Source organism: Niallia taxi (assembly GCF_032818155.1).
GTDB lineage: Bacteria > Bacillota > Bacilli > Bacillales > Cytobacillaceae > Niallia > Niallia taxi_A.
This window is the reverse complement of the sequence record NZ_CP102589.1, coordinates 80,001-93,101: the sequence shown is the minus strand read 5'-3', so window position 1 is coordinate 93,101 and position 13,101 is coordinate 80,001. Positions and strand designations below refer to the sequence as shown.

Here is a 13,101-nt window from a genome sequence, read left to right as displayed (position 1 = left end):
AGGCCGAATTCTAGTCTTTTTTATATGAAGAAATCCTTTTTTTGCTGCTATAAAGTAGTTTTTTAAATGTTTTTTTATGTAGCAATCAATTTATAGCATGAATAAGCAAAAATTAGAAAAAATAGTAACAATGAGCTTTTTAATAGATTAATGAGGTGAATAACATGGGGAAAACAAGCATTCAAGACCAACAAATGATAGTCGTTCTTGATTTCGGCAGTCAGTACAATCAATTAATCACAAGAAGAATTAGGGAATTTGGCGTTTACAGTGAGCTTCATCCACATACAATCACAGCGGAAGAAATTAAAGCATTAAATCCAGCGGGAATTATCTTCTCTGGTGGACCGAACAGTGTTTATGATGAGAATGCATTTGGCTGTGACGAACGTATTTTTGAACTTGGTTTGCCTATCTTCGGTATTTGCTACGGCATGCAGTTGATGACAAAGCATTTCGGCGGTAAAGTTGAAAAAGCAAAGCATCGTGAATACGGTAAAGCAGAAATCAAAATTCAAAACAGCACAAAGCTTTTCTCTGATTTGCCAAGTGAGCAAATTGTGTGGATGAGCCACGGTGATCTTGTTGTCGAGCAGCCTGAAGGTTTTACAGTTGACGCAATTAACCCTTCTTGCCCAATTGCTTCTATGAGCAATGAGGAAAAAGGTCTTTATGCAGTACAGTTCCATCCAGAAGTACGCCATTCCGTATACGGCAATGAACTGCTGAAAAACTTTGTTTTCGGTGTTTGTGGATGTAAAGGTGACTGGTCTATGGAAAACTTCATTGAAATCGAAATGGAGAAAATCCGTCAAACAGTTGGAGACAAAAAAGTTCTTTGCGCACTTAGCGGCGGAGTAGATTCTTCTGTAGTTGCTGTTCTTATCCATAAAGCAATCGGCGATCAATTGACATGTATCTTCGTTGACCACGGTCTATTGCGTAAAGGTGAAGCAGAAAGTGTTATGAAGACTTTCACAGAAGGCTTCCATATGAACGTAATCAAAGTGGATGCTAAAGAACGTTTCATGTCTAAACTAGAAGGTGTCAGCGATCCAGAGAAAAAACGTAAAATTATCGGTAACGAGTTCATTTACGTATTCGATGATGAAGCAAGCAAACTAGAAGGAATCGACTTCCTTGCACAAGGAACACTTTACACAGATATTATCGAAAGTGGTACAGCAACTGCGCAAACTATTAAGTCCCACCACAATGTTGGCGGTCTGCCAGAAGATATGCAGTTCCAATTAATCGAGCCATTGAACACATTGTTTAAGGATGAAGTAAGAGCATTAGGTTCAGAGCTTGGTATAGCTGATGAAATCGTTTGGAGACAACCATTCCCAGGTCCTGGTCTTGGTATCCGTGTACTGGGCGCAATTAGCGAAGATAAGCTGGAAATCGTTCGTGAATCTGACTATATCCTGCGTGAAGAAATTAAAAAAGCAGGCCTAGACCGCGATATTTGGCAATACTTCACAGTGCTGCCTGACATCCGCAGCGTTGGTGTAATGGGCGACGCACGCACATACGATTACACAATCGGTATCCGTGCAGTTACATCTATCGACGGTATGACATCTGACTGGGCGCGTATCCCATGGGAAGTGCTTGAAGTCATTTCAACAAGAATCGTTAACGAAGTGGATCATGTTAACCGCGTCGTTTATGATATTACAAGTAAGCCACCAGCAACAATTGAGTGGGAATAAGAGTAAAGAGCTAGAAATCCTTTGTTTAAAAGGGCTTCTAGCTCTTTTTATATTCATCTGCAACCAATCTAAATGATTTTATATTGATTTACTCGTGATTCAAGAGAAATAATTAATAATGAAGCGTGAGAGTGGCGGAGTGCGTGAGTTTTAATAGGGTGTACGTTAACGAATTTTAAATGTCTATAATATGCATTGGTGCGTGTTTATTAGTAGGTAATTCATTGTAGGAAAGAACGATTTTGACGACATAGTTTTATCTTGTATTTCTTTCCATTGTCTTAAATGTTCTAGGGTATTTTCATCTATTGGGATTACTCGATTACTAGCAGAAGTTTTCGGTTCAGTAATATAATTTCTTCTGCATTTTTGTTGAAATAGAGATAGCTTCTTGAACAAAGTTAATTCAAAAGGGAAGCAGGTACAAGGAACTTATAATAATACTTTTACTGCTTTCTTTATGTATTATAACTAGCCATTCATGAAAGATACTTGGGTAACTACGAGAAAAAGGAAAGAATTTCTTCATCACTACATTCATAAAGCTGAAAAATTTGTTCCGTAAACTCGAGAGTAGGACGACATCTTTGGCGTTCCCAACTAGAAATTGTTTCTCTGCTGACACCGAGCGCTTTAGCAACTTCAGCTTGTGTCATCTTTTTTTCTTTCCTTTTTTGTCGAAGCCACCTCGCATATTTCATGTAATCACCTTCCTTAATTCATAATTTTAATGAAATTATAAAGTGTATGAGAGGAATTTAAAAGCGTAGTATGACGAATGGTACAATATTACCCGTGACATTTTATTGAAAACGCTTTACTTTATACTAAATGATTTGTTTATTTTTCTAACTAAGGGAGAGTATCAATATGAAAAAATTGTTAATCACCTCCTCTTTTTTTCTTCTAGGTGTTACAGCTTGTTCTAGTAATCAAGCAACTGATATAAGAGAAGATAAAGATATTAAAGTAGAGCAAAGCGAAAAATCTAATCTTAGTTTCAAAAAAAGAGAACCTAGATCAACTAGAATAGATATTACAAATAAAGAAGGCTATCAAGTAAGCTCTGCTGAAGCTTCAATGGTTGATAGTTTTGAATCTGTCGAACAATTGGATCAACGTTCTGACTTAAATATTGAAGGACAAGTTATTTCTAATGAATATGTTACCTATGATGATATTCCCTTTACAATTTCAAAAGTAAAGATTATTGATATCATTGGTAAAACTGAAGAAGATTTTGTAATTGGAGATACTATAAAAGTAGTACAAACTGGCGGTTTATATGTCCAACATGATGTAGGTGGAGATGAAAAAATATTTACAACGGAAGAAGAAAAAAAGGAGTCTGAAAAAATGGAAGGAAAAACAATTGAGGTGACTCTCAATGATGCGCCAGTAATAAAAAAAAATAATACTGTTGTTCTCTTTTTAGAGAAATCTGAAGATGACCCACTAGGAAGTGATTTATATGCGGCAGTGGGAGATTACCAGGGTAAATTTATTGTTGAAAGTGATGATTATATCGAACCACAATCTTTGGAAATAAAATCAAAACACGGAAATAGTGATTTTACCATGGAAGAAATTGAGGCAGAAGTTAAAAGTGCACGATGATAAAGAGACCTTTAAACATCACATGCCAATAGTTCGAATGACGAATGGGTTTCTGTAAAGGAAAAGGATAACTATAAAATCTATTCTTTGAAAAAAGAAATGTTTACAAACGTTCCCGATTGTAAATAGGGAGTGGACATTTCATTGCTAAAGCTGGGGAAGCCTAAGCTGCATGATTTTTTTCTTTTAAAACAGGAGACAAGGGGGCTATCGGAACTAACTAATTCTATTTGGTTATACCTAATTACCTACCCATTTTAAAAGTGCGTTTCTTTATAATGAAATGTATGGGGTAGCCTGTTAACAGTTATTCTTTTTAATAGAAAAAAACTATTATGCTAAGTAAGTACTATTTAAAAAAGGAAGTACATCAAATGAATAAAAAAAAGATTATAGTTAGTTCATTGCTAATTCTCATTATTGCTTTTTCCAGTTACCTATATATAGCTCTCCATAATCCTAAACCAACTGGATATTATATGGAGGATGATGATGGAACCTTTTTCTTTAATGATAGAGAGAATTTGTATATTACTTCTAGTGTTGAAGCGGAGATTGGTGAGAAGTTAGGACTAGTTGTCTATGAATCTGACTATAAGGATAAGACGAGTAATTTTGATGTATTCAACTGGCTTTCTGTCAATGATGAAGCATTCAGGTTAAAAGAGATGACGAAAAAGACTATTTAGTTATTACTGCTTATCCAATCATGGAAACTATTACAAGTCTTTATGTTAATGCAGACCTCAAGAGCATACCTATACAACTTATGCCTAGTTTCATTTTTACGGAAGAGAATACTCTTTCTGTCCATCATAATGATTACTTTTTAGTAGGTTCGGTTAAGGATATTACTCTAATTGGTAATAAAATTGCTGAAATAGAAATGAAAAAGAAAAAAATGGATATTTTATCTAAAAATGAAAGTGAGGATGGTGAATGGATTGCCATAAAAAATAGCGACAAATACAACGTCTATTCAAAGAAAAAAGAGTTGCTAACAAGCATACCAACTAAATTATGGATGGATTTGGAATTAGAATCCTAAAATGTATCTCCAGTTATATCTACGATTAAAGTGATATTTTTAACATGTATATCAAAAAACAATTGTGAATTTTTACAATATTGTGAACTTTATTGTGTAAACGACTACTTTTTGTTAGGATTGAAATGAAATAACAAATAATAATGAGAGGAGTAAAATATTATGACGAAAAGTATTGGTAAGTGGTTGTCTGTTTTAGTTTTAGGAGGAAGTTTGTTAGTTTCAACACATAGTCCAGCTTCTGCTGCTGTATTAGAAAAAAAGAATCCGGTCGGGTTTACAAAAGCTTGGGAACGATATAGTTCGGGAGATAATAATAAAGCGGCTTTAACATATGGTTACAATACAACCGCTATTAATGAGGACTATGCATGGGCAAATCACTCTTCGAAAAGTCACTATGCTAGTTTGAAAAACGGCAAAAATACTTGGTATAAAGGTCCGAGTAAGAAGGGAAAGGCAATTTCGAAGATTGAAGTGATACATAGTGGAGGCACTGTATATTATCGAAATAATTATTAGTGAGATAAATAGAATAAAGAATGCAATTTATAAGGAGGGAGGAATTGAAAAAGACAAAGTACATTATCAGTTCTTTGATGATAGGGCTTGTATTTTTGTTTATTGGGGAAGCATATTTATGGCATTTGGACGGCTTCGAAGCAGAGTACAGTTATGTCACAATGTATTTAGGTAAAGAGCAAACGCAACCTGAAATGCTGTCAGATATAGTAGAAACAGCAAAAGAGCAGAACGTGGAAGTATTTGCAATTGAGCGAAAGATAAACAGTCTGTTTTCCGAAAGCGTTACAGTTTATATGACTCCTGGGGCACAAAAAACATTGGATAAAAGGTCAAGGATAGCTTCTGGCGAATTTCAAAGTGTGTTTTTAGGTGATGTTAAAGTAGAAATACGTAATTTAGCTGAAATTCCAGATGTCAAACAAGTAGAAGTCTATTACATGATTGGGGCAGAGGAAGATATTCTTGGCTTTAAACAAAGATTAATAGATAAATATGGAGGGAAGTTTCCGCAAGCGGGTTACAAGTCCTATGATAGCTTGAACATCGCAATTGTTTGGATAATTGTTCTATTCTTTTTTCTTTTAATGACACTTTATGAAGTTGCGCAAATGAGAAAAGAAGTGGTTGTGAGAATAATATGCGGTGAAAGAATCCAGTTTATTGTTTTAAAAAATATAATATTGGATGCAAGTTTTTACGCCATGACATTTGGTTTAATAATGGCCATTTTAAGCCTATTTTCGCAAGTAAGCTATTGTTGGTTCATCTCTGTTTTCAGTATGTTAATATTCTTAACGATAAATTCGATTCTCTATTTAACACTTTATTTCTGTAAGTTTAAGCGTGACATGGGGTCGAGAAGTAATGCAAAGCATGTGTTGAAAATAGCCTATTTATATAAAGTAGTTGCCGTTTCCATTACAGCCTTGGTATTGTCAAGCAGTCTTGGCATGATATATGAAGGTATCATCTTTTATAAGCAAAAAGGTTTTTTTGAGAAGTATAAAGATTATTCATATGTGGAACTGAGTGTTGATGATTCCGATGTGACAGATAAGATGAGATTTGCTTTTTATAAAAAATATTTATCAGAAAACAGAGCAGTATCCTTAGTTAATTTATCCGTATGGAGTGATTCAGAAAGAGAGTACTTATTTGCTGATAGTGGCACAATGGATTATTTACTAGAAAATATTTCTGAACTGCGGCAGAAGAAAATAGAAAATAAAGTTTATTTTTTAATTCCTAAGCAACTAGTGCAGAGTGATATTTATGCAGAAATAAAGGAAGTGTGGGAATCTTACTATCCTCATCCATACGATTATGTTGAGTTTGTTTATCAAGACGAAATTAATATCCTTTCGATGGTGAAGTCCTCGCGCATTTCTAGCAGCATTAAAAAGAATCCCATTATTATCTTTAATAACATGAATCCAACGGTGATAAAAAAGTATTGGAATGATTATATAATTGGCACAGCCATGTATCAGGTAAAGGAAAATGAGTGGCAGGAATATGTTAAAAGCAACTCATTAGAGAATGAAGTAGCGCATAAAACAAATGCCTTTGACCATTTTAATTTCCAATGGCAAACATTTAAAAGAGGTATTCTGACTGGTGTTATCCTATCTGGAATTTTGATGCTTCTAGAAGTTATCCTAATCAAGACCATTTGTAGATATGAGTATAATGTAAATGCTGTGGAACTAACATTGAAAAAAATAAGCGGGTTCAATCTGTTTAGCAGATATAAACAGTTGTTTTTATCGACGATTGGTTTTGGGTTATTAGGAGTAGGTAGCTCTATATTATTAGATTATTTTTTAGAACTATCGGCAGCTTTTTATATGGCGTTAGGAGGATCACTGTTGATAATAGTGGAGCTTGCCTTCATGACTGTATATGTAATGAAAACTGAAAAAAGATGTATGCAGGAAATATTGAAGGGAGGTACATTATGATTGAGATTTTAAATTTGTACAAGGCTTATGGAGAGAGGATATTGTTTGCTGATTTTAATTTAAACATACAAGCAGGGGAGTTTGTAGTCTTTTCTGGAGCTAGCGGATGCGGAAAAACTACCTTGTTAAATACGATTGGTGCCTTGGAAAAAATAGAAAAGGGTCAAGTATTGGTGGATGGTGTTGATATCAGCAAACGCAAAAACCAACTCCGTTATTTTAGTAGTAAAGTAGGGTTTTTATTTCAAAATTTTGCTTTGATTGAAGATAAAACGGTTAGTGAAAATTTGAAGTTGATAAAAAGGAAAAATCAGTCAGGCGTTTCCGTCAAACAAGCATTAAGCAAAGTTGGGTTACTTCATAAATTAAACAATAAAATATATACACTTTCAGGAGGGGAACAGCAGAGGATTGCGTTAGCAAGATTGATGATAAAAAAATGTGATATCATCCTGGCTGATGAACCAACTGGATCTCTTGATAAAAGAAATGCTGAGATTGTTATGGATATTCTAGCCAGTATGAACAAAGAAGGAAAAACTGTTATTGTGGTTTCTCATGATGAAGAAATTAAAAGGAGTGGTAAGAGGATAGTTGAACTATGAATAAAAAAAGGAAGCTAATCATGATTATAGTATCCACCTGTATTGTCCTGTTTGCCTTGTATAATTTATCCTGGTTGTATCTCACACGAGCAAAATATAATCAGTTTTCTAATGATATGCAAGAGATTATGGCTAATCGCACGTATGTAATACAAGAGGACGGTTATTTGTATAATGTAAAATATCCCGATTACTTATCATTTACGGGAAATTTAGGGGTTGCAACAGACGATGAGAAATATGCGTTGTTAATTTGGCCATCTTTTTACGGCAAAACAGAATATGGATTGCAGCTTGTAGATGAGAAGAATGAGACGCACTCCGTTATGATAAATAAAAATAGACAGGCTATAAATGAAGAGTATCGTGATTTAATTAGGCGTAATAAAGAAACGATAAATATATTGTTTAATAAAGCTGCGAAAATGTGGAAGGACATATAGCGGCTTTTTTGTTTATATAAATGATAAAGATACGTAAGCGTCTAGTTGTTTAAGCTAAAATTTTTATGTTTTTTTCCTTTACAACCATATATACCTTTAGCTAAAATTATCGAAATGTATAAGAGAACACGAACATTAGCATCCGAAAAACAAGCGAACGTTTACAAAAAAACATCCACTTAATGTTCGTATTTTTGTATTGACGAAAAGCTGCTGTGCTGATAAACTAAGTTTGCAACTAAAGAAATACTCGTATAATTATGGGGGATATGGCCCAAAAGTTTCTACCGAGCTACCGTAAATAGCTTGACTACGAGGTAAGTGTATATAAAGGGATACGTATTAGAACTCTTATTCTTTTTTATCTAATCCCTGCTATATTTCACAAACCCTAGTCAACGCTCCTACGATAATGGAGTGTTTTTTTTGTTCTTATTGAATTTTGGAACATGAAAGGGGAAAAAAGAATGAAGAAGTTTTTCAAATTTGAGGAACTAGGAACGAACTACCGTAAGGAATTTGTCGGTGGATTCACTACTTTCCTAGCAATGGCATATATTTTGGCGGTTAATCCATTTACATTGACTTTAGGTGATGTAGCGGACCTGCCAGCAGCACTTCGTATGGATTATGGTGCTGTATTCGTAGCAACAGCATTGGCAGCAGCAATCGGTTCACTTATTATGGGGCTGTTTGCTAATTATCCAATCGCGCTTGCGCCTGGTTTAGGATTAAATGCGTTTTTTGCTTATACAGTTGTTTTAACACAAGGTGAGCCTTGGGAATATGCATTGGCAGCAGTATTTATTTCAAGTTTCTTCTTCCTGCTGTTAACGATTACTGGGCTTCGTGAAAAGTTAATAAATGCAATACCAGTTGAATTAAAACTCGCAGTTGGAGCGGGTATCGGTTTATTCATTACATTTATTGGCTTGCAAAACGCTGATATTATCATCGACAATCCTGCAACATTGGTTCATATTGGTGATTTGTCACAGCCTAGCACATTACTTGCAATCTTCGGGATTTTCGTAACGATCATTCTAATGGTTAGAAAAATTCATGGCGGTGTATTCTACGGAATGGTCATCACTGCTGTTGTCGGTATGATTTTTGGTGTTATTGATGCTCCATCAGGTGTTGTCTCTGCAGTACCAAGCTTAGAGCCGACGTTCGGTAAATTGTTCTCTGCTTTCGGAGACGGTGCTTTCTACACACAAAGCATGCTTGTTGTAATTTTGACATTCCTATTCGTAGATTTCTTTGACAATGCAGGTACATTGGTAGCTGTAGCAAACCAAGCAGGATTAATGAAAGATAATAAATTGCCAAGAGCAGGTAAAGCATTGTTTGCAGATTCTATCGCTTCTATGGTAGGTTCTATCTTCGGTACATCAACAACAACTTCTTTTGTTGAATCATCTGCCGGTGTTGCAGCAGGAGCTCGTTCAGGTTTTGCAGCTATTGTTACAGCAGGATTCTTTTTGCTTTCCTTGTTCTTCTTCCCATTGTTGGAGGTCGTAACATCAGCTGTCACTACACCAGCACTTGTTGTAGTCGGAATCTTGATGGTTTCTTCATTAGGAAAAATTGATTGGACTAAGTTTGAAATCGCAGTGCCTTCTTTCTTAGTAGTTGTGTCAATGCCATTAACATACAGCATTGCAACAGGTATTGCTGTTGGATTCATTTTCTACCCGATCACAATGCTATTGAGCGGCCGCAGAAAAGAAATCAACCCGATTATGTACATTTTCTTTGTAATCTTTGCACTATACTTCGTATTCCTGCAATAGGATATTAGTTTTTAAGGCTGCTATTTTTAGCAGCCTTTTGTATTTTTTCGTTGACTTACAAGTTTTACTTTAATAACATTGAATTACCTAGAAGTCTTTCGAAGTGAGGAAAAAGACATGCCGAATTTGCTAGTGAAAAAAGCGCTTAATAATAATGTGCTAATTGGTGAGCATCCTTCATATGGAGAAGTTGTACTAATTGGAAAAGGAATAGGCTTCAATCGGAAAAACGGTGATACTATTGATGCAGATGTAGTTGAGAAGCTGTTTGTACTTCGAAATGAGAAGGAACAGATGAACTACCTGAAACTACTTCCTCAAGTAGACAACGATTTGCTAGACGTTATTATCTCCTCAATTGAGCTTATTAAAAGCAAAACAAATGCAAAGCTTAATGAGCATATTCATGTTGCATTAACAGATCATATCATGTTCGCGGTTTCAAGATTGTCAAATGGACTGGTGTTGAATAATCCGTTTTTAATAGAAACGAAGGCGCTTTATCCTTATGAATACAAAATTGCCGAGGATGTGGTGAAGCTTATTGGTGAACAGACAGAGATTAATTTGCCAGTAGGTGAAATCGGTTTCATCGCTCTTCATATACACAGTGCTATGATGAATAGAAATCTCTCGGAAGTTAATCAGCATTCTCAGTTGGTGACACACTTAGTTAATTTAATTGAGGAACAGCTTGATGTGCAAATCGATAAGGATAGCATAGATTATATGAGACTTGTGCGCCATCTCCGATTTACAATTGAAAGAGTTCATCATGGGGAAAAAGTAGATGAGCCAGAAAAAATAACTTCCCTATTGAAAGCCGAATATCCACTGTGCTATAATCTCTCATGGAAGCTCATTAAGGTTATGCAACAAACATTAAGAAAACCTGTATTTGATGCGGAAGCTGTGTATTTAACAATGCATTTGCAGCGTCTTCAAAAAAAGGTTAAATAGTTATTATCTTATAAACGTGTTACTGATTCGATCAGGCATGAGTGAAAAAGATGATTGATAAGAGTTTTTTAGGGAAATCTATCCCTGAATAACTTTTTCAGTTACTTTTTTATTCATGCCTTTTTTGTTTTTTATGATAACGTTTTATGGGCTAAGGAAATTAAAGAAAGTAGGGGGAACAAAATGTTTAAACAGATTTTCGGTGTTTTGCAAAAAGTCGGAAAAGCACTTATGCTTCCGGTTGCATTATTGCCAGCTGCTGGTATTTTACTTGCGCTAGGTAATGCGCTTCACAATGAAGCGTTGTTAGACATTGCTCCATTTTTAGATAATAGTGGAGTATCTATGGTGGCATCCGTTATGGAAAATGCGGGTAATATTGTATTCAGTAACCTGCCGCTGTTGTTTGCAGTTGGTGTTGCAGTAGGATTATCTGGTGGTGAAGGTGTTGCCGGGCTTGCTGCTATTATTGGTTACTTAATCATGAACGTAACAATGGGTACTGTTAAAGGCTATACAGCTGAATCTGTTAACGGTATCGACATTGCTAACGTACTTGGTATTCCAACACTTCAAACTGGGGTGTTCGGTGGTATTATCGTAGGTATACTCGCTTCCATGCTTTACAATAAATTTTACGAAATTGAATTGCCATCATATTTAGGATTCTTTGCTGGTAAACGTTTTGTGCCGATTATTACAGCGGCATCTGCAGTTATCCTTGGTTTGTTAATGGTATTAATCTGGCCTCCAATTCAATCGGGTCTTAATGCCTTCTCACAAAACATGGTTAATGCAAACTTAACTGTTTCAGCACTTATCTTTGGTATCATTGAACGTTCATTGATTCCGTTCGGTCTTCACCATATCTTCTATTCTCCATTCTGGTATGAGTTTGGACAATACACAACTGCTGCAGGTGATGTAGTACGTGGTGACCAACGTATCTTCATGGCAGAAATTAAAGACGGTGTACAAAACTTGACTGCTGGTACTTTCATGACAGGTAAATTCCCATTCATGATGTTCGGTTTACCAGCTGCAGCTCTTGCTATTTATCATGAAGCACGTCCAGAAAGAAAAGCGGTTGTCGGTGGTTTAATGGCATCAGCTGCGTTGACTTCTTTCTTAACAGGTATTACTGAGCCGTTAGAATTCTCATTCTTATTCGTAGCACCAGTTCTTTTCGGTATTCACGCAGTATTTGCAGGTCTATCATTCATGACAATGCAACTATTGAATGTTAAGGTTGGTATGACTTTCTCTGGTGGTTTGATTGACTATGTATTATTCGGATTAATCAACCCACAAACAAATGCTTGGATCATTATTCCAGTTGGTTTAGTATTTGCTGTTATCTACTACTTTGGTTTCCGTTTCGCGATTCGCAAGTTTAACTTGAAAACTCCTGGTCGTGAAGATGAAACACAAGAAGAGGAAACAACGGGTGGAGCAACTAGCGACCTTCCGTACGAAGTATTAGAAGCTATGGGTGGACAAGAAAACATCGCTCACCTTGATGCATGTATTACAAGACTTCGTGTATCAGTTAATGACATTAAAGATGTTGATAAAGATCGTTTGAAAAGGCTTGGTGCTGCTGGAGTCTTAGAAGTCGGCAATAACATCCAAGCAATCTTTGGTCCTCGCTCTGAAACAATTAAAGGACAAATGAGAGATATTATGAGTGGTAAGAGACCACGTCCAGCTGCAACGCCTTCTATGGATAAAGAAGTACAGCAGCAAATTGAAGATGTGAATCCAAATGCACTTAAAGGTGATTTTGATGGTGATGATTCAATGGTTTCACCTATTAAAGGACAACTTGTTCCAATCACAGAAGTTCCGGATCCAGTATTTGCTGGAAAAATGATGGGTGATGGCTTCGCGATTATTCCATCTGAAGGTACTGTGGTATCTCCTGTTGATGGAAAAATCGTAAACCTGTTCCCAACTAAACACGCAATCGGCATTATGGCAGATTCAGGTCGTGAAATCCTTATCCATTTCGGTATTGATACAGTGAAACTGAAAGGGGAAGGATTCGAAACTCTAGTAGGGGAAAATGACGTTGTTAAAAAAGGTCAGCCTCTATTGAAAGTGGACTTGGATTACATTAAAGAAAACGCAACTTCAACAACAACGCCAATCATCTTTACTAATTTAGCTGAAGGTGAATCTGTACAGATTAACAAACCAGGCAATGTTGACTTGAAAGAAGAAGAAATTATTTCTATCGTGAAATAAGCTATTAGAGAACTTGACTTTATAAGTCAGGTTCTTTTTTTTATATATATAGAAGAAAGTGATTTGAGTATAAATTTTTTATAAGTATATGTTGACTATTGTGGTGTTAGGTGATATTATATGAAAACAGCCTAATTAAAGCGAGTTTTATTATGGAAAATAAAATATTGACTTTAATAGAAAG

At 35.6% G+C, this 13,101-nt stretch carries 12 protein-coding genes and 1 riboswitch; of the genes, 11 read left to right on the top strand and 1 reads right to left on the bottom strand.

Annotation, left to right across the window (positions count from 1 at the left end; genetic code table 11):
• Positions 1–164: 164 nt before the first annotated feature.
• Positions 165–1,715, top strand: coding sequence for a glutamine-hydrolyzing GMP synthase (gene guaA, locus NQZ71_RS00415; protein WP_127742618.1), 1,551 nt, complete (start codon positions 165–167; stop codon positions 1,713–1,715).
• A 500-nt stretch (positions 1,716–2,215) separates the two neighbouring features.
• Here the strand turns inward: guaA and NQZ71_RS00410 are convergent, their stop codons facing one another.
• Positions 2,216–2,416 carry a helix-turn-helix transcriptional regulator gene (locus NQZ71_RS00410; protein ID WP_127742616.1) on the bottom strand — a complete coding sequence of 67 codons (201 nt, stop codon included), beginning with the start codon at positions 2,414–2,416 and terminating at the stop codon, positions 2,216–2,218.
• Positions 2,417–2,585: 169 nt separating this feature from the next.
• Between NQZ71_RS00410 and NQZ71_RS00405 the strand changes: the two genes are divergently transcribed.
• The 10 genes from NQZ71_RS00405 (at position 2,586) to ptsG (ending at position 12,917) form a co-directional block, all read left to right on the top strand.
• The gene (locus NQZ71_RS00405) at positions 2,586–3,332 is read left to right on the top strand and encodes a hypothetical protein (RefSeq protein ID WP_144458431.1); all 747 of its coding nucleotides are present in this window, start codon (positions 2,586–2,588) and stop codon (positions 3,330–3,332) included.
• 374 nt (positions 3,333–3,706) lie between these two features.
• Positions 3,707–4,021 carry a hypothetical protein gene (locus NQZ71_RS00400; RefSeq protein ID WP_317011171.1) on the top strand — a complete coding sequence of 105 codons (315 nt, stop codon included), beginning with the start codon at positions 3,707–3,709 and terminating at the stop codon, positions 4,019–4,021.
• A gap of 20 nt (positions 4,022–4,041) precedes the next feature.
• Positions 4,042–4,380, top strand: coding sequence for a hypothetical protein (locus NQZ71_RS00395; RefSeq protein ID WP_251665063.1), 339 nt, complete (start codon positions 4,042–4,044; stop codon positions 4,378–4,380).
• A gap of 162 nt (positions 4,381–4,542) precedes the next feature.
• Positions 4,543–4,902 carry a mediterrocin family bacteriocin gene (locus NQZ71_RS00390; protein ID WP_127742608.1) on the top strand — a complete coding sequence of 120 codons (360 nt, stop codon included), beginning with the start codon at positions 4,543–4,545 and terminating at the stop codon, positions 4,900–4,902.
• A gap of 44 nt (positions 4,903–4,946) precedes the next feature.
• Positions 4,947–6,866: a DUF1430 domain-containing protein gene (locus tag NQZ71_RS00385; RefSeq protein ID WP_317011170.1), complete on the top strand. Its 1,920-nt coding sequence runs from the start codon at positions 4,947–4,949 to the stop codon at positions 6,864–6,866.
• Positions 6,863–7,471: an ATP-binding cassette domain-containing protein gene (locus tag NQZ71_RS00380; protein WP_127742604.1), complete on the top strand. Its 609-nt coding sequence runs from the start codon at positions 6,863–6,865 to the stop codon at positions 7,469–7,471. Before NQZ71_RS00385 ends, NQZ71_RS00380 begins: the two co-directional genes overlap by 4 nt.
• Complete coding sequence (locus tag NQZ71_RS00375; protein WP_275009714.1) at positions 7,468–7,914, top strand: hypothetical protein; 447 nt, start codon at positions 7,468–7,470, stop codon at positions 7,912–7,914. Before NQZ71_RS00380 ends, NQZ71_RS00375 begins: the two co-directional genes overlap by 4 nt.
• A 230-nt stretch (positions 7,915–8,144) precedes the next feature.
• Positions 8,145–8,247, top strand: a riboswitch (purine riboswitch).
• A 134-nt stretch (positions 8,248–8,381) separates the two neighbouring features.
• Entirely contained in the window at positions 8,382–9,710 is a 1,329-nt protein-coding gene (locus tag NQZ71_RS00370) for an NCS2 family permease (protein ID WP_260055509.1), read from the top strand.
• A 117-nt stretch (positions 9,711–9,827) separates the two neighbouring features.
• Positions 9,828–10,670 (top strand): glucose PTS transporter transcription antiterminator GlcT, encoded by an 843-nt coding sequence (glcT, locus tag NQZ71_RS00365; RefSeq protein ID WP_127742599.1) that lies wholly within the window; start codon positions 9,828–9,830, stop codon positions 10,668–10,670.
• 183 nt (positions 10,671–10,853) lie between these two features.
• The gene (gene ptsG / locus NQZ71_RS00360; protein WP_317011169.1) at positions 10,854–12,917 is read left to right on the top strand and encodes a glucose-specific PTS transporter subunit IIBC; all 2,064 of its coding nucleotides are present in this window, start codon (positions 10,854–10,856) and stop codon (positions 12,915–12,917) included.
• Positions 12,918–13,101 lie beyond the last annotated feature (184 nt).